Source organism: Desulfomonile tiedjei (genome assembly GCA_016212925.1).
GTDB lineage: Bacteria > Desulfobacterota > Desulfomonilia > Desulfomonilales > Desulfomonilaceae > JACRDF01.
Map to the genome: position 1 here is coordinate 186,929 of JACRDF010000050.1, position 23,116 is coordinate 210,044.

Here is a 23,116-nt window from a genome sequence, read left to right on the forward strand (position 1 = left end):
ACGAATTATTCAATGTTTGACAGCGATTTGGTATGAGGCTCGTTTGGCCGTCACTTGCAGCGGTTGCCATAATTGTTGTCCGATTTGCAAGCACTCCATTCTGTCATTCCTGCGGAGGCAGGAATCCAGTCCCGCGTCTCGCGGGATTTCCTGGGTTCCCGCCTTCGCGGGAACGACGGGCGTTATAATGCTCTGGCAAAATAGCCCCCGTCGATACGATCTGAAAACCAGACGAATTATCTCGTGGCCAAACGAATATTTCTTTTGGCAACCGGTATAAAGAAATCCGGCGAGAGTTTCCTTTCCGGCCCCATTCCCGAACCCCCATGCCCGTGATTCTTCGTGGTCATTGCCGCGTTGGCCGCCAGCGGCGCTTGCCTGCTCCGAGCCGGTTGGTTTTCTCGCTTGACAGGTGCTGAATAATTCCCGTAACATGGCGCATTCGAGGTCTGCCTTCAGGGTTAGGAATTTTGTCTTCATTTGGGAGGAGTGGTGGCATTCCAGGAAGTCGCTCGCAGAATAGACGATCTTAAAGACGAGTGTGTGGAATTCCTCATCGGTATTTGCTCCATACCCGCGCTGGGACCGGAAAACGAGGGAACCGGCGAGATGGAGAAGTATTCCGTGATACGTGAGGCCGTTCTCGCGTTGGGGCCGGACCGTGTGGAAGAAATCCACGCGCCGGATGACCGCGTGCCTGACGGTGTCAGACCTAACCTCGCTGTGGTCTTTAATGGGAAGGATTCGTCGCGGACTCTGTGGATCCTGAGCCACATTGATGTGGTGCCGCCCGGCGAGATGAAGCACTGGCGGCAAGAGCCCTTTGAGCCTCGCCTGGAAAACGGGATTCTGTGCGGCCGTGGCGTTGAAGACAACGGTCAGGCTTTGGCGGCCAGTATGTTTGCGGCTCGCGCGGTGAAGGAAACATGCGGCTTCGGGCTGAACGTGGGACTGGTGCTGGTCTCCGATGAGGAATCCGGAAGTCTATACGGCCTTGATTACGTCCTGCGGCAACGACTGGATTTATTCAGCCGGGACGATCTGATTCTGGTCCCGGACGCTGGAAACAGGGACGGAGACAACGTCGAGGTAGCCGAGAAGCATCTGTTGCACGTCCGCTTCAAAGTGCAGGGCAAACAAGGCCACGCCAGTCGGCCGGATTTGTGCCGTAACTCTTTGAGGGCCGCGGCCCACTTCATGGTTGACTTGGATCAGGCTCTCGCCAGGCGTTTTGATGGCCGCAATGAGTTTTACAATCCGCCGGTGAGCACTTTTGAGCCCACAAGGAAAGACGCGAACGTACCAAATATTAACACTATTCCCGGAGAGGACGTCTTCTATTTTGACTGCCGAGTTCTCCCCGAGATCCCCTTGGCGCTGGTTATAGAAGAAATGCAGGCTGTGGCCGAAAAGATCGGCTCCCGGTTCGGAGTCAAAACCAGTGTTGAGGAATACCTGAAATTTGAGGCGCCGGAACCTACCCCCCCGGATTCTCCGGTGGTGGTGGCTCTCGCCCAAGCCGTTCAAGAGGTATGCGGAGTCCAAGCCAGGCCCCACGGCATCGGGGGGCAGACAGTGGCGGCCTTCTTCCGTAAACGGGGCTTGCGAGCCGCGGTGTGGGGAAAGATCCTGGAGACCGCTCACGCGCCGAACGAGAAGATTTCCGTTGAGAACTTGGTGGCTACCGCAAAGGTTTTCGCACGGATGATGATTTGACCTGTTGTTTTATGTGTTTGTCCCGGTCGGGTTCCGGGTTGAGGTATTGTCCCGAGGAGGGTTGGGAGGTATGGATCGTTTCAGGCCCCTGATAGGATTGCTTTTCATGGCCTTCACGGGCGTGGTCCTGTTGACGTTGCCTCCGCAGTCGCACGCAGCCGGCCAAGCCGATCGCAACCATAAGGCGCGTATTGCCAACGGAAAATTGGATATAGCCCAGGCCGTTGCAATCGCGGTGGCTAGAAATCTGCGCATGGCTGATTCCAGGCTGGCGGTTCAGGAAAAAGAGCATCAGCGCCGCGAGGCTTTCTCCGATTTCTTCCCGTCTATGGATATTCAGTATTCAGCAAGTGCGGACAGGTACCAGCAAGCCAGCCAGATCCAGGCATTTGCGACCGCCCACGACAGCAGAGGATTTGGCGCCGGGAACTACCCCTTCCGTATCGACCCCTATCGCACATTCAATTTGACCGCGACTGTCACCCAGCCCCTGTATACCGGCGGAAGACTGCTGAATGATTACAAGTTCAGCAAGCTGGGTGTCGATTACTCTGCGATACAGTTTGAAGTCGATCGTCAGGACCTGATTCTCGACGTGTACCAGGCTTACTATCAGATGATTCAGGCCCAAAAGCTGCTCGAAGTGGCTGAGACATCCATCAGGGCCCTTCAGGCCTTGAAAAATCAAACTACGGAATTCTACAAGGCCGGTGTTGTCGCGAAAGTGGATGTGCTTTCAACTGAAGGCCAGTTGGCTCAAGCGATGATCCAGAGGACACAAGCGATAACGGACAGGGAAAAATCCCGAGCCACGCTGAATTTTCTTCTTCGTTACCCGCAGGAGACACTTACCCAAGTAGTAGAAGATATAGCGTATCGTCCAAATCCTTTCAGAATACCGGAGATTTATGCCACAGCGGCCGGCAACAGGCTTGAAATCCGACAGGCAAACATATCGGTGGAACAGGCCATGGCGCTGGTCAAATCCTCCAAGGCGGACCTTCTTCCGTCTGTCGCTGTTCAGGCATTGGGCGCTCGCACGAATGACGACTGGAATCCGTTCGATCCTGAGGCCATCAACGATTGGCGAATACAAGGCGTGCTCTCATGGACCTTCGACATCTTCAGGCGCCGTGAAACAGTGAAGGAGAGACGGACTTCTCAAGCCAGGGCCTTCGTGGCAAGAGAACAACTGGTTGAACAAATAATGGAAGAAGTCAAGAATTCGTTTCTCGACATGAAAAGGTCCGAAAGCGACATCCAGAATAACCGCGCGGCCGTGGAATACAGGCGTGAGAATTTTCGCATTAACCAGGAGAGATATAAAGAGCAGGTGGCAACGTATATTGAAGTCCTGGACGCGCAGAGGCAGTTGTCACAGGCCGAGGGCGACTATTACATTTCTCTGGTGGGGTATCGAATTAACCAGGCCATCCTTGAGAGAAGGATGGGCACACTGAGACGCTGAGGGCTGCTCGAAGATGTGGCAATTGCATTCACATCCCAGCATAAGGTCTGATAGAGGTACCACCCGATTCCCCATTTGCGAGCCGTGCCCCGGCCGGCCGGCTATGGCAAAAAAAATGGATTTGTGCCTTAAGCTCTTGTGCGTTCTTTTTCTCGGCGGGCTGCTGCTGACTCCTCTGAGCATGGCGCAATCCAGGGCGGCTTCCGCGACACCGGTGTCCCCTTCGACGGGTCGTGCCAGTAGCTTTGTAATTCGCCAAGACATTCTGGCGATGAAGCAGGCAGACATCGAAAGACAAATAGACGAGGCCAGGCGGTGCATCCAGGATGCCTCCAACGCGACGATTCTCCGCGACCCGGAAGGCAACATAAACAGGGTCCCGCAAACCGACCTGGTTAATTGTTCCAGGAGATTGGCTCAGTTGCAGAGGCAGCTTGAAGGCCTTGCTCGAGAAGCCAACCAGCTTTCTGTCGATGCCGAGTTCCAGGCGGCCCAGATCCAGCGGAGACTTCAACGGGAAAGATCCCGGCTCACCATTCAACAGCTCCGAAGTGGAGGATCGTCCTCCGCTTTTTCGTCCGAATAATCTACCGATTCCATACGCCATGACAAGCCAGACTCGCGACTCAGGAATATTTTTGTGGCTCGCCGTTGCCACCGGCCTTCTAGCGGCTTTGTACTTGGCGAGTCTGTACAATTTTCTCCTTTTCCACAGCCTCGCGGAAATATTCAGCATTGTGGTTGCCTGCGGCATCTTCCTCGTTGCATGGAACTCCCGGAAGTACCTGGACAACAATTATCTCCTTTTTGTAGGAGTGGCTTATTTGTTCGTGGCCGGGTTCGACCTGGTACACACTTTGGCTTACAAGGGGATGGACATTTTTGTGGGGTACGATGCCAACCTGCCGACTCAACTTTGGATCGCAGGGCGGTATATGCAAAGCGGCTCTCTCCTAATCGCGCCGCTTTTCCTGAGACGCAGCGTCAGGCTCGGCCTAGTTGTACCTGCCTTCGCAATTCTGTCTGCCGTGACTTTTGCGTCCATCTTTTACTGGAAGGTCTTCCCCGATTGCTATGTGGAGGGGACCGGGCTCACACAATTCAAGATAATCAGCGAATACATTATAGCTGCCATTCTGATTGCCTCGTTAGGACTGTTGGTGAAATGCCGCGATGAGTTCGATCGTGACGTTTTCGTGTTGATCGCTTGCTCAATCGTAGTGACGGTTATTTCGGAATTGGCGTTCACGTTGTATTTCAGCGTATATGGACCGGCCAATTTCCTCGGCCATTACTTCAAAATCCTGGCATTTTATTTCATCTATAGAGCAATTGTGGAGAAAGGGATCCAAAAGCCTTACGCCCTGTTGTCCGAAGACTTGAAGAGAGAGAAGATTGCCCTCAGAAAAGAGCGGGACAAACTGCTGAACATCTTTGAAGCCATAGAGGACGGGGTCTGCATGGTAGACCAGGATGACAGCATACGCTATGTGAACCACGTCCTGGAGGAAGACTTCGGTCAGGTCATGGGCCGCAAGTGCTATGAGTATTTTCGTGACGAGAGCGGCCCGTGTGCGGCTTGTCCAAATGCTGAGGCATGCGGCAACCATACCGCCAGGTGGGATTGGCATTCGGAGAAGACCGGGAAGACCTACGATGTGATTGAGACGCCGGTCATCAATTCTGACGGCACCGCTTCCAAGCTCAAGATCTTCCGCGACATAACCGATCGCAAACTGGCTGAAGAAGCGCTTGAGGAGGCTCGCGACCAACTGGAGCTACGGGTCAAGCGTCGGACCGTTGAGTTGGTTGAGGCAAATAAGCAGCTGGAATGGGAAATAACGGAGCGCAAGCGTTCCCAGGAGGCATTGGAACAACGCGCGAAGGAACTCTCCCAGACTCTCGCGGATTTGGAAAGGTTCACGTACGTGGCGTCCCATGACCTGCAGGAGCCTTTCAGAAACGTTACCAACTGCATGGAAATCCTGCGAAGGAGATATGAAGATAGACTCGGCCCGGACGCACGCACATTGATTCATTACGCAATAAGTTCCAGCATCCGTTTAAAACAGCTTATCGACGGCTTGTCCGCGTACTCCAAAGTAGGCGCGCGTGGCGGCGTTTTCGAGCCCACCGATTGCGAGCAAGTATTTCATCGGGCGATGACAGGGCTTCAATCAGTGGTCGAAGAAAAGGCGGCAACAATAACTCACGATCCTCTGCCAACGGTGGTGGTGGATAGCGCCCAATTGGTCCAGGTTTTCGAAAACCTGTTGGCCAACGCTATTAAATTTAATGAGAAGCGTCCCCGTATTCATATCTCGGCCCGCAGAGAGCAAGAGGAATTCGTTTTCTCCGTCTCGGACAACGGTATCGGAATCGAGCGCCAATATTATGAACGTATCTTCACCATCTTCCAGCGCCTCCACCGTGAAAGCGACTATCCCGGAACCGGCCTTGGACTGGCTCTCACCAAGAAGATAATAGAAAGGCACGGCGGCAGAATTTGGGTCGAGTCTGTTCCGGGAGAAGGGACGACTTTTTTCTTTACGCTTCCGCACAGGGCGGCCGGTGAGTTGTACGTGAGTGGTTAGTTGTTGACTGCGCGCCTCAATGTTGTGGATCGCGCGCCACAATGTGGCGGAAAAGGTCCACGCGGAAAGCGCGTGGATTTCTACGGCAAACTAAAAAGCTTCGTCGTGACACATAGCCTTTTTTCTGGGCTGCCACGACCCTTGTTTCAATTATGAGCGAAAATCGGACGCGCATACCACCGATGAGCGTTTTTCTGACAGTTGGTAACGCTGTAACTTGCTGAAAAAACGTGAAGCGTGCGCGATCGTGACAAATTTCCATGCGCGTAGTTGCCTTCAAATTTCCAAACGCATACTACAGTTGATGGGAGTACAAACCGTCTGCGGCTCGTCATTCCTGAGGAAAATCACCCTCCCTTTGCCGACCTCAATTTGGCACGAAAAATGCTTGCCTATGGATTAGCGGGAGCCAACCCCCTCACAACAACATAATTAGCGGGTTTAGTCAGGCGCCCTGAAGTGCCTACTACGCGATCGCCGCCAGCTGTCGCTTTGAGGGAAAGCGACGATCAGTACGGCGCCCCAGCCCGCGAGGGTGTCCTCGCCGGCCGCGCAAAATTGATTTGAGCACGGGTAATTGATGCGAGTAAGCCAGATGCATTTGCGGGAAAGGAGAATTGACAATGAAAGCGCTCCTTCATTTGCTGATAGGGGTCATTATCTTGCTAACCCAGTCTGAGGTAGTGATGATCGTGGAACTGCCTTCTGCGGACCTCAGCCGGACTCAGCCGGGGGTTGCTGTCGCAAGAACCGCGGACCTTAAGCTGGATTCGAACGCTGTAAACCTCTCGGAGATTCGCGCGCTCCTGTCGGGAGTAATGCCCGCACAGCCTCAAATGCCGCGCATCAGCCCGATCTCCGTGCCTTTTCCCAAACGTGGCCCCGTGAAATAGACCCCGGGTGGGGAGCCTGGATATGAAGAACAATCTCCATTCAGTGCCGGCTGTTGAATTGATCCTTTCCCGCGGTTTGGTCTCCACAAGCCCGCCGCTGCTGCAAATACCGCCGGTAAAAAGGGCAATTCATGGAAGAACATCTTAGACTTATCCGTTGTGCTGAATCAGGCAGTCTTGAGCAGGTGAAGGCGCTGGCTTCAAATGGGGCCGATGTCAATGCCAAAGACCGGTTTGGTGCGACAGCTCTGATGAAGGCTTGTCTGCGGGGACAGCCCGAACTCGTTGAGCTGTTGTTGGATCTCGGAGCGGATGTAAACGCCAGAGACACAGCGTACGGGACTTCTGCTCTAATTCTGGCTGCTCTGACCGGTAGCACGGATATACTCGGAATGCTGTTGCAACGCGGAGCCGAGATCAACGCGACTACAAAGGTCGGTGGGACCGCATTAATGGCAGCATGCCGAGGTGGACACCAAGAGGCGGTCCAACTGCTATTGGACGGCGGAGCTAATGCCGGTCTGGCCGACCGCCGCGGCATCACTGCTTTGATAGAGGCATCCAAGGAAGGGTACCGCGAAGTTGCCACAGCAATCCTGCCTGCTTCGGGCTGCATTGACTCCACCGACGCGGACGGGAGAACCGCTCTCTTCTGGGCCTGCGTGAGGGGGCATGCCGAGATGGCGGCGCTTCTCCTGGAAAACGGGGCCTCTCCGGACACATCCGATAAAGATGGCAACACCCCTCTGGTGTGGGCTTGCTTCAAGAATTACGAGACGATAGCTGAGATGCTCTTGGACTGCGGAGTAGACGTCAACCTTGAGACAACAAAAGGCTATTCACCTTTATTGTTGGCGGCTTCCGCGGGTCATCGGGAAATGGTCGCACTGCTTTTGGAGAAAGGCGCTGATATCAATTTCAAAAATTACTTGGGATATACGGCGCTCTTTACGGCTCACGCGGCGAAACAAACTGAAATTGTAAGACTACTTATGATACGGCACTTGAGTCAGGCTCGATGGTCGGAGCCTCTCCAGCGACGAGGCCGTCAAGTAGACCATCGAAACGTCAAACCGCTTTTGAGGGCCGCTTCTTGAGTTGAGACTCCGTTTACTTCTCCCCGGCACCTTCGGAGCTTTTCGGTTCATGCCGACTCGCGTCCAAAAAAGGCTCCTAGGCCCCCGCCCTCTCCTGCACCGACCGGATTTTCAGGCCGGGAGCGCCTGATAACCCTAGCCTCGCTCTGGTGTTGGGCTCCAAGGGCCTGGGCAAGCAGGTTCGGGCTTCCTGGCCGTCATGTTTCAGGGCGATTGCAGCCTGGTACTCCACCGGGGCTTTATACCAGGTCACGTTCAAACAGTGAAAAGACTGTTACGTCCAGTGCAGACCTGGGCAAGCTGTGGACGGTGGCTCCCCAGGGCGGCTCCTGATTGGCTGTTGGGTGCCACTGACCTGGGCACCAGGTCAGTGCTGATTTGGACCTATGGCAATTGCCAAAATTGATGTCCGTTGGCCCCCGACAGCCCTCCTGCCATTTCTGCTTTGCGCACCCCGTCGTTCCCTCGAAGGCGGGAACCCAGGGAATCCAGCGAGACGCGGGACTGGATTCCTGCTTCCGCAGGAATGACGGAACGGAGTTCCCCCGAAACGGACAAAAACTTGACAACTGCCATAAGCAATCTTCACCGTTTGAAAGCGAACCCGTATCGGTTGACGAGTTTTTGCAGAAACCTTCGAATCGTCTCTTCCAGCACGCAGACTCCTACCCAGGCGCCATGAAAAGCTTTTCTCAGACGGTGGCTGGTTCATCAAATCCCCAAAGCAAGGGGGAACCATGACCACTCGAGCGGTGTCTCAGAAGGCAAAGTAATTGATCGGGAGTATGAAGAGAAAAAGCACTGCCTCAAATTAGCAGAGTATTTGTTCCGCTGTAGTTGCACAAAAGTTGACTTTGCATTTTGATCGTGAAATTGAGTCGCACAGTCACCAGACAAGGGGGAGAATTAAATGCTGAAGAGAGTACCGGCCCTACAAACCATCATAGTAGGCATCTTTTTGTTTACGGCTATCACAGTTGCTCAAGGCTCGGCGGAAGACCGTATCACTCACGAATACAAAGTGACTCCGACAACCAAGATGACGGACAAGGAGAAGCAGTCGCTCTCTCTGGCGGCCTCTGAATTGCTAAGACATGTCAATGACGCCAGAGTGGACATTAAGTACGCGGGAGGCAAGACCGCGGCCGCGCACGTGGCAAAGGCACTGTCCCTTGAAAAAATCATCGAAAATGCCCTGCCGGAGTACCAGGTAAGCACTGTCATAAAATCAGGAAATCTGACTTACAAAAACGAGGAAAAACGCAGGCAGTTCATTGTCCCCATGTACGGAGAATTGGACGAATTCCTTTGGACCGGAGCCTCCGTCAAACGGCCTAAGAAATGGGCAGGAGGGAAAGAAGCCTTGGAGCCATCCGGCGATGCGGAAGTCAGGTTCACCCGGACTTTCCTGGATGTGCGTGACGCAAAGCATTACCTGGAACAAACCGAGGATGCTCTGAAAAAGAACGATTTGGAAAGCGCGGATCAGGCACTGGCAGCAATCCAAGAGCACGTGATTTCCGAATACGATGAGGTTGACCTGCCACTCTTGGCAGCGCGGCGCAGTCTCATGGAAGCGGCACGAGCTGCAGCAGACCAGAAATACAATGAGGCCAAACAGGCTTTGAAAAACGCGGCTGAAGCGCTGGAAGGGTACAGAGCCCAAATGGGTGATGAAGTTTCAAAGAGGACCCAGACCCTGGCTGAGGAGATAAAGACCCTCTCCGACACTTTAGACCAAAAGAAGGAAGGAGCCGTTGAAGTTATCACCAGCTTTTGGGAACGAGTCTCTAATTTGTTTTGAACGCGGGCACGGATGACTGCAATTTGATGCCTTCGGTAGAGTGCGATGTTGTTTCAAATCCGTATAGTTCCTCGAAAACTAGTCCCGGAATAGTACCCTTCAAGGAGCAAGATCAATGGACTCAAATCGTCGCAATGTACGCATAATCCTCGCCGCAATTTTGGCAATTATGCTGTTGGCGGTCGCCGGGCAGACTCGGGGGCAAACCCAGCCCCCGTCGGTTCTCCAGCAACTGGACGAAGCCTTCGTCAACGTCGCAGGCAAAGTCACGCCTGCGGTTGTCAATATAAATTCCACCAAGAAAGCCGGCCCGCCTCCTTCCAGCGAGGAATTGCCACCCTTTTTCAAGGGCTTTCCTTTCCGGGAATTCTTCGGAGATCAGTTTTCAAGGCCCAGAGGCCGTCCCGGGCCGGAAGTAATCCCTAAGAGGGTGGCAATGGGCTCAGGGGTAATCGTGTCCACTGACGGTGATATTCTAACAAATGCTCATGTTGTGAAGGAAATGGATGAAATTAAGGTCACTCTTCCGGATAAGAGAGTGTTCAAGGCCAAAATGATTGGATTCGATCCGGAGAGCGACATAGCGGTCGTCAAAATCGACGCCCAAAACCTCCCCACCGCACAAATGGGTGATTCGGACAAGCTGCGTGTCGGCGAGATAGTTTTAGCTATCGGCAATCCTTTCGGCCTCAACAGCACTGTCACTTCCGGAATCGTCAGCGCCAAGGGCCGTACCAATGTGGGGATCATTGACTACGAGGACTTCCTCCAAACCGACGCGGCCATCAACCCCGGTAATTCCGGAGGACCTCTTGTCAATATCCGAGGCGAGGTTGTCGGTATCGCCACTGCTATTGCGACTCGCACCGGCGGATACATGGGAGTTGGATTTGCCATACCCTCCAATTCGGCCAAGCTGGTCATGGATGAACTAATCAAGCACGGAAAGGTCAAGCGGGGGCTATTAGGGATCAACATCCAGGACCTTGACGAAAGTCTCGCCAAATCTTTCGGAAAGCCCGACACAAACGGAGCGCTGGTCTCACAAGTGGTTCCGGGCAGCCCAGCAGAGAAAGCCGGCGTAAAAAGCGGTGACATCGTTGTGGCCTTTAATGGTCAACCGGTGACAGGCGCTACGCAACTAAAAAATATGGTGGGCCTGCAAAAGCCGGGGGCTGCGGCCAAATTGACCATCTTCAGAGACAAGAAAACAATGGATGTCGAAGTCACGATAGGGGAACGGACCCCAGCGGCCGTTGCCAAGTCGGTCCCTTCTGCTGAAGGTTCAAAAGAGCTTGGAATCGAGGTCGAAAAGGTCCCTGCCGACTTAGCGAGCAAATTGGGCATCAAAGAGGGGCTCGGCCTGCAGATCAAACAAATAAGCCCAGGTGAAGCAGGCGCCAAAATGGGACTTAGGCCGGGCGACATTATCCTCGAAATTGACGGGAAACCGGTGTCCACAGCTTCCGATTTCAACAACGAAGTGGAGGAGGCCAAGAAAGCCGGGATCGTCCGCCTCATGATTCAGAGAGGCAATGCCAAAATTTATCTTGCGGACCGTATCCCTTAAGCCGGCTGGGAAAACTCCAAATTGGGAATTTGTGTGGGAGAGGAAACCCTGAGCACAGGGCTTTCCTCGAAAATTCATCCATGATTTGACGCGGCCGTGATTCTTGAACGCAGTCTCGCCATGTTAACAAATATCTTTTCGCGGCCGAGGAGCGGCTCGCGGGCTGGTCGGAATTGAATTGCCTTTTCATTTGATCTCGATGTTACATTCTGCTTCCGATCTGGCCTGCCAAGCCGCGACAGGAGCAACAAATGACAAGGAATCCTCTGCTCCGAGTCAGGGAATTGGGGCAAAGCGTGTGGTTGGATTTTATCCGCAGAGGCCTCATAGTTTCGGGTGAACTTAAGCAGCTTATCGACGAGGATGGCCTTTGTGGCGTGACCTCGAATCCAGCGATCTTTGAGAAGGCCATTGACGGCAGCACCGACTACCTTGCAGCGGTGCGTTCCTTGGCCGTGCAAGGAAAAACAGCGGAGCAGATCTACCAGGTAATTGCTGTGGAAGACGTGCGACAGGCTGCGGACGTTTTTCGGTCTGTTTTCGACCAACTTGACGGCCGCGACGGCTTTGTGAGTCTCGAGGTCTCACCTTATTTGGCTCGAGATACGGAACGGACCGTGAGCGAGGCGCGTGAGCTGTGGGAGGCTGTAGATAGGCCCAACGTCTTCATCAAGGTCCCCGCGACGCAAGAAGGCCTTCCGGCTATCACGCAGCTTACTAGCGAAGGCATAAACGTTAATGTGACGCTTCTATTCAGCCTGGAACGCTATCACCAGGTCGCGTTGGCCTACATTTCCGGCCTGGAGGCCCGTCTGGCTGCCGGGAAGCCGCTGGATCGGGTGGCATCAGTTGCCTCTTTCTTCCTCAGCCGCATCGACTTGATGGTTGACCCGCTGCTGGAACGAGTCATTGAAGATAAGTGCGACAAGAGCCAAATTGCCGATTCATGTCGCGGTGAAGTGGCGATTGCATGTGCCAAACTCGCGTACCAGATTTACAAGGAAGTCTTTTCGAGCGACCGTTTCCAGAAACTTGCCCGTAACGGGGCCAGGCCGCAGCGTGCCCTATGGGCCAGCACCAGCACCAAAAACCCTGCTTACAGCGATGTCAAATACGTGGAAGCCCTCATTGGCCAGGACACCATCAATACTCTTCCAATGGAAACCCTGGCAGCCTACCGTGACCATGGCAACCCGGCCACGCGCCTGGAAGATGGGCTTGCCGAATCCCGAAAGATCTTGGGGCTGCTGCCGAGCCTGGGCATAGACTTGGAGGTGATAGCTCAGCGCCTGGAGCACGAGGGTATTCAGAAATTCAGCCATCCGTTCGACAGGTTGATGCGGTCCTTGGACGAGAAACGCAAAGAAGCGCTTTCAGAACCGATTGATGACCAGAATCTGCAATTGGGGCCTTATGAAGTCAGTGTGGAGAAACGGGTCTCAGAATTGGAGGAATCCGGCTTTGCAAAGCGCATATGGCGCAAAGACTCGAGCTTATGGGAGGCCGACGCGGCTGCCCGACAAACCATCACCAATTCCTTGGGATGGTTGCACGTTGCGGAAAAAACGATCTCCGTGGTACCGCAACTTGAGCAATTTGCAGCCGCCGCGAAGAAAAACGGTTTTACCCATGTGGTGCATATGGGTATGGGCGGAAGTAGTCTTGCGCCATTGGTTCTGCAACGATCGGTTCCCCACACGGCAAACGGGATACCCCTCATTGTCCTGGACACCACCGACCCGGCAACCATCCTAAGCATACAACGGGAGATTTCACTTCCCACCACCCTGTTCATTGTAGCCACCAAATCCGGCACCACGACCGAACCACTGGCGTTTTGCGATTACTTTTATGACAAGGTGAAATCCGTAAAAGGCAACCGCGCGGGCGAGAACTTTGTTGCAATTACCGATCCCGGGTCACCGCTAGTGTCTGTTGCACTGGAGCGAGGCTTTCGCCGCGCTTTCTTCAATTTTTCCGACATTGGAGGGCGCTATTCGGCTCTGTCGTATTTCGGCCTGGTCCCGGCCGCACTTATGGGGCTGGACGTGGCCGAATTGTTGGAAAGGGCCTTGCGCATGAAATACGCCTGTCCTTCGTGCAATCCCGCGAGTCAAAACCCCGGCCTGATACTGGGCGCTGCCATCGGGGAACTGGCCCGCGCGGGTCGGGACAAAATCACCTTTGTTGTCCCTGATTCAATTTCTGCCCTTGGCATGTGGCTGGAGCAGTTGCTCGCGGAAAGCACCGGCAAGGACGGCAAGGGGATACTGCCTGTCGCAGGCGAAGTTCCGATCGGCTCGTCCGAGTACGGGTCCGACAGGCTTTTAGTCTCCTTTCGATTGGGAAGCGAACCGTGCGAAACCACGGAAAAGATCCCGGCCGCGTTGATCGCTGCCGGCCATCCTGCAATAACTATTCGACTCAGGGACTGGTTGGATCTCGGCCAGGAGTTTTTCAGATGGGAAATGGCTACGGCCTGCGCGGGATTTGTTTTGGGCATTAATCCCTTTGATCAGCCCAATGTTCAGGAAAGCAAGGACAACACCAACCGTCTGTTGAAATCGGTAAAGGAACTCGGCAAGTTGCCGGAGGAGAAGCCCGCGGCAAGAGAGGATGGACTGGCCTTCTTTTCTACCGACCTCGCCATTACGGACGCCAAAGCCCTCCTGGGGGCATTTTTCAGCAGCGCGCGCGGCGGCGATTATGTGGCTGTCCAGGCGTATTTGACCGAAGATGACCACACTGAAAGCGCACTCCAGGCGATACGCCTGCTCCTGCGTAACCGTCTCGGGTTGGCAACGACCACAGGTTACGGGCCGCGCTATTTGCATTCCACGGGTCAGTACCACAAGGGTGGCCCTAACACCGGTTTGTTTCTGCTGCTTACTTCGGAAGATCAGGAAGATGTGTGGATACCCGGACGGCTTTACACCTTTGGAGTCCTCAAGCACGCTCAAGCCCTGGGAGACTTGCAGGCGTTGCGCAAACATGGCCGCCGTGTCATCAGGATTGACCTGGGACGGAACGCCCTGGGCGGATTGGCGGCTCTCGAGGAGCTGTTGAGCCAAGCCTTGACGTCGTTGTGACGGTCTGCTTTCGCCGACATTCGAACAGGTTGCATTATGCAGGGCCGGCAGGGACCTCGGATCGCGGTCCGGGGCAGGCTCTGGCCGCTACAGGGCCACGTCCAGAGGGGTCGATTTGTTCGCTTATTGTCTCGTTCCCAGGCTCCAGCCTGGGAATGTCTGTCGTCCGGGCTCTGGCCCGGACATTACTTAGTCCGGTAGGATGCTGTAACAATCGCAAACTGCATCTCTCGGGCGGCTTTCCCGGGCAATGCGGTTCGCTTTAACCGTCCTACGCTAATGTCCTCAATCGTTCATGTAAAGGGGAGGCAGGAGCCTCCCGGCATGCGTTCCCAGGCTGGAGCCTGGGAACGAGAGATAATCACGGCTTGAATTTTGTTTCTACGTACTCCTTCAAGGCCACTGCATTATTGATCCGGAGTTCTTTGCTGGAAAACAGGAATGTCACGGTGGCCTCTGACGCCCTCTTTCCGAGGTGCTCTACTGTCTCCAAATGGTCCCTGAGTTCCATGAAATATCGCCGCTTGAATTCTTCCCATTTTTCCGGATCGTGACCGTACCATTTCCGGAGTTCGTTACTCGGGGATATTTCCTTGACCCACTCGTCGATGCGGGCATTTTCCTTCTTTATCCCGCGAGGCCACAAGCGATCCACCAGCACTCTATAACCGTCTTGGTCTTCGGGTGTGTCATAGACCCTTTTGACGCGAATTCCCATTTAGACCTCCTTTCCGCCGCGTTCCCGTCAAAGATCCCCTGGAGAATGGTCTGCCCATTGTTCGGTCCTTTCCCTGCATGATCCCTTGCCTTCCGATTTAGTCTATTGGTGTCAAGTCGGTCCCGTGGCGGGTCCACTTTCTAGTTCCTCGAGGAATTTCTCGTATTTCACTCCGAGTTTCTCCGCGGTTCGCCGGCAGCGCAGTTTCTGCACCCGGTACGTGACAACGTATCCGATCACCCCGGAGACAACGGAAATCATGGCCGCAGCCACATACCACCTTACAAGCAGGTCTTTGCCCAGTTGAAGGAATGCAGATAGGGCTTCCCAGAAGTATGTCATTTCTATAATGGGAGTTAGCAGATTGCCAAAGTCCTCAAGGCCCAGGGCGGCAGGCTTGCCGACCACCACAGATCCGAGCAAGTAATATCCATAGTACACGAGGATCATATTAAATGGATTGCAGACCCACGTGAACGCGAAAGCCACTATAAAGTTGAATCCGAATATGGCTCTCAGAATGGCCAGGGCCACGAAGTGGCCGCCCACAGGGACCCCAAATCCGACGACCAGCCCTACGGCTACCCCCCGCGCGTCAAACCACGGTGGATGCCTGGAATTGACTAAGGGCTCGATAAAATTACCGTGGATGATCCGCCGAAACCGGCCCCACAGCCCCTTTCTTGATGGCTCACCCATTAACTAGTGTCCCGACACGCTGAAGAATGATCGTTGGCCGGTTAAACCGATGCGCCGGCAGGGACCCCGGCGCCTACTATAATATGTTAGCGGCCCCGCGGGACGCCCGCCATGCTTATTCGCATGAAAGCGCATTGGTATTACGACACGGCTATAGGAATATGTCAGATTTGGTCCGGAGTCAACGCGGCCTGCGGGAGACGAAATTTTTTTGGCCTCGCGGTCACCGGCTTCTTTCTTGACAGTTTCCGCCTGAACGGTTACACGAGTAGTTCAGGCTACCAAAGAAAAAGGGCTGATAACTGAAGGAGAGCATGTCTATTGGTGACCAGCTTGCTCAATTCGTCGTTTCCGGACTCACCACCGGCAGCATCTATGCCCTGATCGCTCTCGGTTTCTGCATCATCCACAATTCCACTGGAATAGTTAATTTCACCCAGGTGGATTTCGTCACTCTGGGCGGCATGATGATGTACACCTTCCTTATGGGACTGGGTTTGCCCATGCCGCTGTCTTTTGTCCTGGGCGTCCTGGCTGTGACAGGTATCGGCGGATTGGTGCAAAGACTAGCGATTCAGCCGGCGAGATCCCGCGCCATAATTATACTGATCTTCATCACTATCGGTGTCTCCATTCTGACACGAGGCATAATCAAAATTATCTGGGGTAAAAACCAGATGGCGCTCCCTTCTTTTTCCGGAGACACACCCCTCGTGGTCTGGAACGCGGCAATTTTGCCTCAGAGCCTTTGGATTTTAGGTATCACCGTCCTTGTGGTGGGGCTCCTGCATTTCTTTTTCAGTCGCACCAGAGTCGGTAAAGCCATGAGAGCTACATCTTTCAACCCCACGGCCGCTGCGCTCATGGGGGTGAATGTCAATCGAATGATCTTGTTGTCTTTCGCGCTTAGCGGAGCCCTGGGCGCGGTTGCCGGAATAATCATAGTTCCCATTACGACCCTCAACTACGACATAGGTGTAATGCTGGGCCTTAAAGGGTTCGCTGCCGCGGTCTTGGGCGGTTATGGAAACAGCGTCGGCGCCATCATAGGCGGGTTGTTGCTCGGGCTTCTTGAATCCATAGGCGCCGGTCTTATTTCTTCCACTTACAAGGATGTAATAGCCTTTGCCATTCTCTTGTCGGTCCTTTTCCTGAAGCCAAGCGGGCTGCTGGGCTATGGGGAAAAAGAACGGGTATAGCCTTATGACCGGCCGTCTTTCCAAAATCAAACAGTATTTGTCTTTGGTAGCGTTGGCCGCGGGCATCCTGTTTTTCCCTTTTCTGACCACCAACCCCTACTATCTAAACGTGGCCAACATCATCGGCCTGAACACAATGGTGGTGGTAGGCCTCAACCTGTTGATCGGCTATGCAGGACAGATCTCACTCGGACACGCGGCGTTCTACGGACTGGGGGCGTACCTCTCAGGCATTCTCACCGTCACGTACAATATGTCTCCTTGGCCTGCGATGTTAATTGCGCTATTGGCTACAGGCCTGATCGCCTTGATTATCGGCATTCCCACCTTGAAGCTTCATGGTCACTACCTTGTCATGGCCACACTAGGTTTCAATTTGATAATAAACATAATTCTAATCCAATGGGACAAAGTCACGGGCGGTCCATCGGGTTTCCCCGGTATACCTAATTTACAGTTGGGGTCCTGGGCGTTGGATTCCGACCTAAAAATGTATTTCTTGATATGGTCGTGTGCTTTCATTTTTGTTCTATTGTCGCTCAACCTCGTCAATTCCAGGGTAGGCAGAGGCCTGAGGGCTTTGCACGGGAGCGAAATTGCAGCCGCTTCCGTAGGCGTTCCCACAGAAAAGTACAAGGTAAAGGTGTTCGTTCTGAGCGCTCTGTTCGCCTCTTTGGCAGGCAGTTTGTATGCCCATTACTTGACGTTCATAAGTCCGAAAACGTTTGACATATTCTTTTCCGTGGAACTTGTCACTATGGTCATTGTCGGCGGAATGGGGAGTGTCTGGGGCGCGCTGTTTGGGACGATTTTCCTCACTTCCCTGCCAAATGTGCTTCATTTCTTCGATGAGTACAAGGACGTCTTTTATGGTTTGATCCTGGTGCTCATTCTGATCTTTGTGCCGGAAGGTCTGGTGGTTGCGGCTCGAAAACGATGGCTGTCGATGAAGGGACCTGCCGAGGCATTGCCGTCGGAGCAAAAAGAAGACTCAAAGTATCGTGAACATTACCCCGCGGCCGCCGGCAGGGACGCTGATCCGAGAACTGACCGTGTGGTTTCGGGCTCATATTCGTCCGGTCGGGCAATCCTCAACATGGAAGGCGTTACCATCCGCTTCGGAGGTATAGTGGCTCTGGCGCAGGTGTCCTTCGATGTTGTGGAGGGTTCGATCACGTCCCTTATCGGCCCCAACGGCGCGGGCAAGACTACAATGATCAATGTGGTTTCCGGCAATTATCAGGCGCAGTCCGGAACAGTGATCTTTGATGGGCAAGGAGTTAAAGGCAGTCGCCCTTATCAAATGGCAGCATTGGGCATGACACGTACGTTTCAGAATGTTCAGATATTCGAAAACATGACTGTCCTGGAAAACGTGATGGTAGGGCTGCACGCGCGAACCAGGAGCGAGTTCCTCCAATGCCTGCTTCGCCTCCCAGGCTTTCGTAAGGAAGGGGCAGCAATAGAACAGCAGGCGTGGGACACGCTGAGTTTTCTGGGGCTGGATGAGAAGGCCCACTGGCCGGCATCGAGTCTGTCTTTCGGCGAACAGAAGCGAGTGGAAATGGCTCGCGGACTTGTGTCGAATCCCCGGCTGATTCTCCTGGATGAACCGGTCGCGGGCCTCAACATGACGGAAACCGCGGAGATCGCCCGGCTCATCAAAAAAATACGCTCGATGGGGATCTCGGTCCTCCTTGTTGAGCACGACATGGGCCTTGTAATGGGAGTCTCCGATAAGGTAGTGGTACTTAATTACGGCAGAAAGATCGCAGAGGGTCATCCTGAGGAGATCCAGAAGAACGAAAAAGTCCTGTCCGCGTACCTGGGGAGTGTAGGTCTTCCGTAGCGCCGGCATCTTGCCGGTCATCGTCCTGCCCGCGTACCCGAGGAGTGTAGGCTAAATGCTGAAAGTGCAAGACCTGCAGGCTTTTTATGGCGGTAACCAGGCCTTGAAAGGAATTTCTCTGGAGATCCAACAGGGAGAAATAGTATGCTTGATAGGGGCAAACGGCGCAGGTAAAACCACGTTGTTGAATTGTCTTTCAGGCGTGCACCCCCAACGCCGCGGTGAGGTCTTTTTCAAGGGTCAGGAGGTGGCAAAAGCCTCCTCTCAGCGCCTCGTCCGTCTGGGAATCGTCCAGGTGCCTGAGAATCGTCAACTATTCGGTCCATTGACTGTCGAGGAAAATCTGGAAATGGGGGCGTACCTGCGAGCCGGCCAGATGAAAAAGGCAACGTTGATAGGGGAAATGGATCGCATTTTTGCGCTGTTCCCCTCGCTGGAGAACCGCAAAAAACAGCTCGCCGGGACCCTATCGGGTGGGGAACAGCAAATGGTGGCAATAGGCCGAGGTTTGATGGCGGACCCAAGCCTGCTCTTGCTCGACGAGCCTTCCTTGGGGCTGGCGCCCCTGGTGGTCAGAGAGATATTCCGCATAATCAAGGAACTGCGCAACGAAGGGCGAACTATACTGTTGGTTGAACAAAATGCTCTGGCTGCCCTGAAAATCTCGCAACGAGCATACGTGATAGAGAACGGAAGGATCTCCGCGAGCGGGCCTCCAGACCTGATGATGAAAGACGAGAGAGTCCGGCGTGCTTTTCTCGGGCAGGATGTAACCATGTAACAGGGTTCGAGGCATCCTATTGGCATTTCTTCACGGCTTGGCTACAGCGACGCTTTTCGTCCCGTTTTGCGCTGCTTCACGGCAAGGGACCAGATCAGATCCAAGGAGGGTGGCATGAAAAGAGTGGGATTTCTTTTGCTGGCAATTTTATTTCTAGCTGGGGTCACGGCGGGAAATGCCGCTGAACCCATCAAAATCGGCGCGTTTTACTCCCTATCCGGGCCTGCGGCCGCGATAGGCACACCCACCAAACTCGTAACCCAGATGGTGGTGGAAAAGATTAACAAGGAAGGCGGCATCAACGGCCGGCCTATCGAGCTGGTGCTGGGAGACACCGAATCCGAGCCGACAAAGGCGGTTATGGTGGCGAAAAAATTTATAAACGTGGACAAAGTAGCGGCAATAATAGGTCCGGACCGGACCGATCTCGGCATGGCGGTCAAAAAACTGATCGAGGATGCGGGAATTCCGACGTTTATGACGGTTGGAGGCGATCCTGTCATCATGGGAGGCGGGCCATTGGGGACCTTCAAGTGGGTTTTCAAGTCCCCGCAGAGAAGTTCCACCGCAGTGGAAAAGGTCTACACCTATCTGCAAAAACACAATCTGAAAAAGGTCGCCCTGATCACGGCATCTGATGGGTTCGGCAAAGACGGCAAAGGCTGGCTCGAAAAACTGGCTCCCAAACACGGCATAACCATAGTGGCGGACGAGTCGTTCAACCCCAAAGACACGGATATGACCTCTCAGCTAACCAAAATCGCCGCGACAAACCCTGAAGCCATTGTGTGTTGGACCATAGGACCCGCCGGCGCGATCGTGGCCAAGAACGTCAAGCAACTGAACATCAAGACTCCGCTCTTCCAGTGCCACGGGCTCCCGGATCCCAAATACGTGGAGCTTGCAGGAGCAGCAGCGGAAGGGAACATCATGCCTTCCACCAAGTTGATGGCATGGGAAAAACTCGCGGATAACGACCCTCAAAAGCCGGTGATTAAGGAGTTTGTGCGCCTGTACAACGACGTGTACAAGTACAACAAAGAATTCCCTCTAAATACGCACTCCGGGTATGCCTGGGATGCCATTTACATAGTGGCCAACGCCATGAAGAAGGCAGGAACAGATCCCGAGAAGCTCCGAGAAGCCATCGAGAATACCAAGGGCTATGTGGGGGTCAGTGGAATCTACAACCTAACGCCCGAGGATCATAACGGCCTGGGCACTGATTCCATGATTGTAGTCCGCATCGACAACGGCAAATGGAATCTGGTCGAGTGACACCAATTCGGATTATAGCAAGTGTCAAAAAATAATGTCCGATTGCGCAAGGCGGTTCCGGGAAAGTAGTAGGTGCCGGCCTCCGTGCCGGCACATTTTGCCAGTATAAATCAATCACGCCCCTGGCGTGACATGGACCCCGGATCGCGGTCCGGGGCAGGCTCTGGTCCCCACTGGTTTTTTAGGAGTTCGGGTTGTACAAACGGTCAAGAATTGTGGCAAGTGGTATATGCCTTGGAGAGCGCTAGTACAAGAGTCGTCCCGTATCTCAAGGTAACGCCGAGGGTTCATAATGTATCAGGGAATTAGGCTGTACAAAGTGACCGCGTGGTCTATGCCCTTCAATTGGACCCCGGGCATGGGGTGCGCTCCGGTTATATGCTTAATGGATTCGTAGACTTCCTCGCTTACTAGGATCTCCCCCGCACGGGCGATATTCTCGATCCGGAACGCGACATTGATTGGAGTTCCCACCGCGCCGTATTTTCTGCGTTGTTCGCATCCTATGTTGCCAACAATCAAGCGCCCCTTGTTGATTGCGATGCCCATCTGAAGAGTGAGTGGTCCGGTGAAAGGGTTCCCGGTCCGTCCGGGATTTGGTGTGTCGGTCTGTTCGTTGCCGGGGGTCAGGTCAGGATGCAATTCGTCGTTGAGGCCACTCATTGCATTCTGCATTTCAATGGAGCATCGCAAGGCTCGTTCCGGAGCGTCAGCCATTACGCGCGGAGCCCCGAAGAATGCAAGAATTCCGTCACCTGTGAACTCGTCTATTGTTCCACCATGCCGGACGATTATATCGACCATCTTTTCCAGGAAACGGTTGAGGATTTTCACCACCGCGTCAGGCCCCACATTGGCGGTGAGTGCAGTGAATCCTCTCAAATCAGCTACCAGAATAGTTATATCCCGCTGTTCTCCGCCGAGGTTCACTCCGGCGGGCGAGGAAAGGATCTCCGAAACGACCTCGGGGCTCAGGTACGATCCAAAGGTGTCTCTTATGAAATCCCGTTCTCTCAACCCTCCAACCATGCGATTGAATCCTTCCGTCATCCTTCCTATCTCATCGCTTGAGACCACAGGTACGTTCACATCCAGGTCTCCTTTTCGAATCCGCCTCATAGCGGTGCTCAGTTGACGCAGCGGTTCCGAAATGCTCTTGGCCACGAAGACCGACAGTCCCACCGCCACGAGTACAGCCAAGGAAAGGAGGAACGCTATGACCACGGGCATATGCGCGATGAAACTCCCTATGTCCACCTCCCCTGCCCGGACCTGGTGGATTTGGCCCAGAGTGACGTAACTGATTATCGTTACGGGTACGATCCCTATCAATAACGAAACAAGAATTATCTTCGGCAAGACATTCAAGTGGAGCGAACGCGGAACTGTGGTCAGCGCTTCGGAGGGAAACAGTGAATGCAGTCTATTCTGTATGAGCCATTCCAAGACGAAATAAAGAAAAACGACCGTGAAAGGCGCACCCACGAACACAATGCCGAAAAATACGTGAGAAGCACGATACCACCGCGCCGTCTCCGAGGATTGCCAGAACTCGGGGACAACGCCGAATAGCACCCCGGCGGCGAGCCACGCTAGAAGACTGAGGGCTGAAACATTAAAGGGAACATTCAGAAGGCTATCTAATATGGCTCTGGTCCGCTGTGGATCAGGCTCTTCCTTGACACTACTCAGGCGCAGCCATAAGCGCTTGTAATATCTCACTGAGAATAAATGAGCCGCACCGCTCACCAGAATCATTACGAACACAAAATAAGAGATTAGCGTCCTTATGTCCGGCTCGGCCAGATTAGGGCTGAGGCCGGATCTGATGAACGTGAAGTACACAAAGGTTAATCCTGCCCCTAACGTGTTCAAGAGCAGAGAAACGCCCCCGATGACAAATCGGTAGGTTCTGTTCCGTGATGCTTCCAAAGGAGTCCCGGCTCAGCAGATTGAATTTGTAGTCCAGTGCAAACCATAACACGAAAGGGCCTGCAAAGTCAGATGCTTTTGTAAGCGGTGGACACTCCGGCAAATCCGACATACAATTGGAAGCCGTGAGAGAAAGGCCCTTCCCGAACGAAGGAGAGGAAATCATGCTTGGTGCGCAAGAACTGATCGTGATTCTGCTAATAGTTGTTATTGTGTTCGGCGCCAAAAGAATTCCCGAGATTATGGAGGGTCTGGGCAAGGGGATTAGGACTTTTAAAAAGGTCATGGACGGAGATGTGGAAGCCGCTATTCCCGCGCAGCAGCCCGGGCCTGCGTCTCCCCCGACGCCGGTTCCCCCTGACCGAAGCTCCGCCGCGGTCGTCTCCTCTGAAAAAATAGAGCCCAAATAGCTCCCTGTTTAGTGAAGGC

Annotated in this window: 17 protein-coding genes; 14 read left to right on the top strand and 3 right to left on the bottom strand. The window is 53.9% G+C overall.

The window, feature by feature from the left end; translation table 11 throughout:
• The first annotated feature begins 492 nt into the window (after positions 1-492).
• From HY913_23030 to HY913_23070, 9 genes are all read left to right on the top strand, one after another.
• On the top strand, positions 493-1,716 hold the full coding sequence (locus tag HY913_23030) for a M20 family metallo-hydrolase (GenBank protein MBI4966171.1): 1,224 nt from the start codon (positions 493-495) through the stop codon (positions 1,714-1,716).
• A gap of 70 nt (positions 1,717-1,786) precedes the next feature.
• The gene (locus tag HY913_23035; GenBank protein MBI4966172.1) at positions 1,787-3,184 is read left to right on the top strand and encodes a TolC family protein; all 1,398 of its coding nucleotides are present in this window, start codon (positions 1,787-1,789) and stop codon (positions 3,182-3,184) included.
• Between the two features lie 103 nt (positions 3,185-3,287).
• The gene (locus tag HY913_23040; protein ID MBI4966173.1) at positions 3,288-3,770 is read left to right on the top strand and encodes a hypothetical protein; all 483 of its coding nucleotides are present in this window, start codon (positions 3,288-3,290) and stop codon (positions 3,768-3,770) included.
• Between the two features lie 52 nt (positions 3,771-3,822).
• Complete coding sequence (locus HY913_23045; GenBank protein ID MBI4966174.1) at positions 3,823-5,778, top strand: PAS domain S-box protein; 1,956 nt, start codon at positions 3,823-3,825, stop codon at positions 5,776-5,778.
• A gap of 623 nt (positions 5,779-6,401) precedes the next feature.
• Positions 6,402-6,671: a hypothetical protein gene (locus tag HY913_23050; GenBank protein ID MBI4966175.1), complete on the top strand. Its 270-nt coding sequence runs from the start codon at positions 6,402-6,404 to the stop codon at positions 6,669-6,671.
• Between the two features lie 131 nt (positions 6,672-6,802).
• The gene (locus HY913_23055; GenBank protein ID MBI4966176.1) at positions 6,803-7,768 is read left to right on the top strand and encodes an ankyrin repeat domain-containing protein; all 966 of its coding nucleotides are present in this window, start codon (positions 6,803-6,805) and stop codon (positions 7,766-7,768) included.
• A gap of 910 nt (positions 7,769-8,678) precedes the next feature.
• Positions 8,679-9,572 carry a YfdX family protein gene (locus HY913_23060; protein ID MBI4966177.1) on the top strand — a complete coding sequence of 298 codons (894 nt, stop codon included), beginning with the start codon at positions 8,679-8,681 and terminating at the stop codon, positions 9,570-9,572.
• Positions 9,573-9,687: 115 nt separating this feature from the next.
• Positions 9,688-11,142 (top strand): DegQ family serine endoprotease, encoded by a 1,455-nt coding sequence (locus tag HY913_23065; protein ID MBI4966178.1) that lies wholly within the window; start codon positions 9,688-9,690, stop codon positions 11,140-11,142.
• Positions 11,143-11,393: 251 nt separating this feature from the next.
• Positions 11,394-14,231: a bifunctional transaldolase/phosoglucose isomerase gene (locus tag HY913_23070; protein ID MBI4966179.1), complete on the top strand. Its 2,838-nt coding sequence runs from the start codon at positions 11,394-11,396 to the stop codon at positions 14,229-14,231.
• 361 nt (positions 14,232-14,592) lie between these two features.
• Here the strand turns inward: HY913_23070 and HY913_23075 are convergent, their stop codons facing one another.
• Both HY913_23075 and HY913_23080 read right to left on the bottom strand, forming a co-directional pair.
• Positions 14,593-14,949: a DUF488 domain-containing protein gene (locus HY913_23075; GenBank protein ID MBI4966180.1), complete on the bottom strand. Its 357-nt coding sequence runs from the start codon at positions 14,947-14,949 to the stop codon at positions 14,593-14,595.
• A gap of 111 nt (positions 14,950-15,060) precedes the next feature.
• Entirely contained in the window at positions 15,061-15,648 is a 588-nt protein-coding gene (locus HY913_23080) for a DUF2062 domain-containing protein (GenBank protein ID MBI4966181.1), read from the bottom strand.
• Positions 15,649-15,962: 314 nt separating this feature from the next.
• Between HY913_23080 and HY913_23085 the strand changes: the two genes are divergently transcribed.
• The 4 genes from HY913_23085 (at position 15,963) to HY913_23100 (ending at position 20,755) form a co-directional block, all read left to right on the top strand.
• On the top strand, positions 15,963-16,847 hold the full coding sequence (locus HY913_23085) for a branched-chain amino acid ABC transporter permease (protein ID MBI4966182.1): 885 nt from the start codon (positions 15,963-15,965) through the stop codon (positions 16,845-16,847).
• Positions 16,825-18,696 carry a branched-chain amino acid ABC transporter ATP-binding protein/permease gene (locus HY913_23090; protein ID MBI4966183.1) on the top strand — a complete coding sequence of 624 codons (1,872 nt, stop codon included), beginning with the start codon at positions 16,825-16,827 and terminating at the stop codon, positions 18,694-18,696. Before HY913_23085 ends, HY913_23090 begins: the two co-directional genes overlap by 23 nt.
• A 55-nt stretch (positions 18,697-18,751) precedes the next feature.
• On the top strand, positions 18,752-19,477 hold the full coding sequence (locus tag HY913_23095) for an ABC transporter ATP-binding protein (protein ID MBI4966184.1): 726 nt from the start codon (positions 18,752-18,754) through the stop codon (positions 19,475-19,477).
• 114 nt (positions 19,478-19,591) lie between these two features.
• Positions 19,592-20,755 (top strand): ABC transporter substrate-binding protein, encoded by a 1,164-nt coding sequence (locus tag HY913_23100; GenBank protein ID MBI4966185.1) that lies wholly within the window; start codon positions 19,592-19,594, stop codon positions 20,753-20,755.
• 297 nt (positions 20,756-21,052) lie between these two features.
• Here HY913_23100 and HY913_23105 read toward each other — a convergent pair whose 3' ends face one another.
• Complete coding sequence (locus HY913_23105; GenBank protein ID MBI4966186.1) at positions 21,053-22,600, bottom strand: adenylate/guanylate cyclase domain-containing protein; 1,548 nt, start codon at positions 22,598-22,600, stop codon at positions 21,053-21,055.
• Positions 22,601-22,851: 251 nt separating this feature from the next.
• On the opposite strand from HY913_23105, the gene tatA reads away from it, so the two are divergent.
• On the top strand, positions 22,852-23,097 hold the full coding sequence (tatA, locus tag HY913_23110; protein ID MBI4966187.1) for a twin-arginine translocase TatA/TatE family subunit: 246 nt from the start codon (positions 22,852-22,854) through the stop codon (positions 23,095-23,097).
• Positions 23,098-23,116: the final 19 nt, after the last annotated feature.

What these genes read in the sequence shown, in the direction of transcription:
- HY913_23060 (MBI4966177.1), top strand. Translation starts at nt 8,679, where the DNA reads ATGCTGAAGAGAGTACCGGCCCTACAAACCATCATAGTAGGCATCTTT.
- HY913_23035 (MBI4966172.1), top strand. Translation starts at nt 1,787, where the DNA reads ATGGATCGTTTCAGGCCCCTGATAGGATTGCTTTTCATGGCCTTCACG.
- HY913_23055 (MBI4966176.1), top strand. Translation starts at nt 6,803, where the DNA reads ATGGAAGAACATCTTAGACTTATCCGTTGTGCTGAATCAGGCAGTCTT.
- tatA (MBI4966187.1), top strand. Translation starts at nt 22,852, where the DNA reads ATGCTTGGTGCGCAAGAACTGATCGTGATTCTGCTAATAGTTGTTATT.
- HY913_23095 (MBI4966184.1), top strand. Translation starts at nt 18,752, where the DNA reads ATGCTGAAAGTGCAAGACCTGCAGGCTTTTTATGGCGGTAACCAGGCC.
- HY913_23065 (MBI4966178.1), top strand. Translation starts at nt 9,688, where the DNA reads ATGGACTCAAATCGTCGCAATGTACGCATAATCCTCGCCGCAATTTTG.
- HY913_23075 (MBI4966180.1), bottom strand. Translation starts at nt 14,949, where the DNA reads ATGGGAATTCGCGTCAAAAGGGTCTATGACACACCCGAAGACCAAGAC.
- HY913_23040 (MBI4966173.1), top strand. Translation starts at nt 3,288, where the DNA reads ATGGCAAAAAAAATGGATTTGTGCCTTAAGCTCTTGTGCGTTCTTTTT.
- HY913_23100 (MBI4966185.1), top strand. Translation starts at nt 19,592, where the DNA reads ATGAAAAGAGTGGGATTTCTTTTGCTGGCAATTTTATTTCTAGCTGGG.
- HY913_23080 (MBI4966181.1), bottom strand. Translation starts at nt 15,648, where the DNA reads ATGGGTGAGCCATCAAGAAAGGGGCTGTGGGGCCGGTTTCGGCGGATC.
- HY913_23050 (MBI4966175.1), top strand. Translation starts at nt 6,402, where the DNA reads ATGAAAGCGCTCCTTCATTTGCTGATAGGGGTCATTATCTTGCTAACC.
- HY913_23085 (MBI4966182.1), top strand. Translation starts at nt 15,963, where the DNA reads ATGTCTATTGGTGACCAGCTTGCTCAATTCGTCGTTTCCGGACTCACC.
- HY913_23090 (MBI4966183.1), top strand. Translation starts at nt 16,825, where the DNA reads ATGGGGAAAAAGAACGGGTATAGCCTTATGACCGGCCGTCTTTCCAAA.
- HY913_23070 (MBI4966179.1), top strand. Translation starts at nt 11,394, where the DNA reads ATGACAAGGAATCCTCTGCTCCGAGTCAGGGAATTGGGGCAAAGCGTG.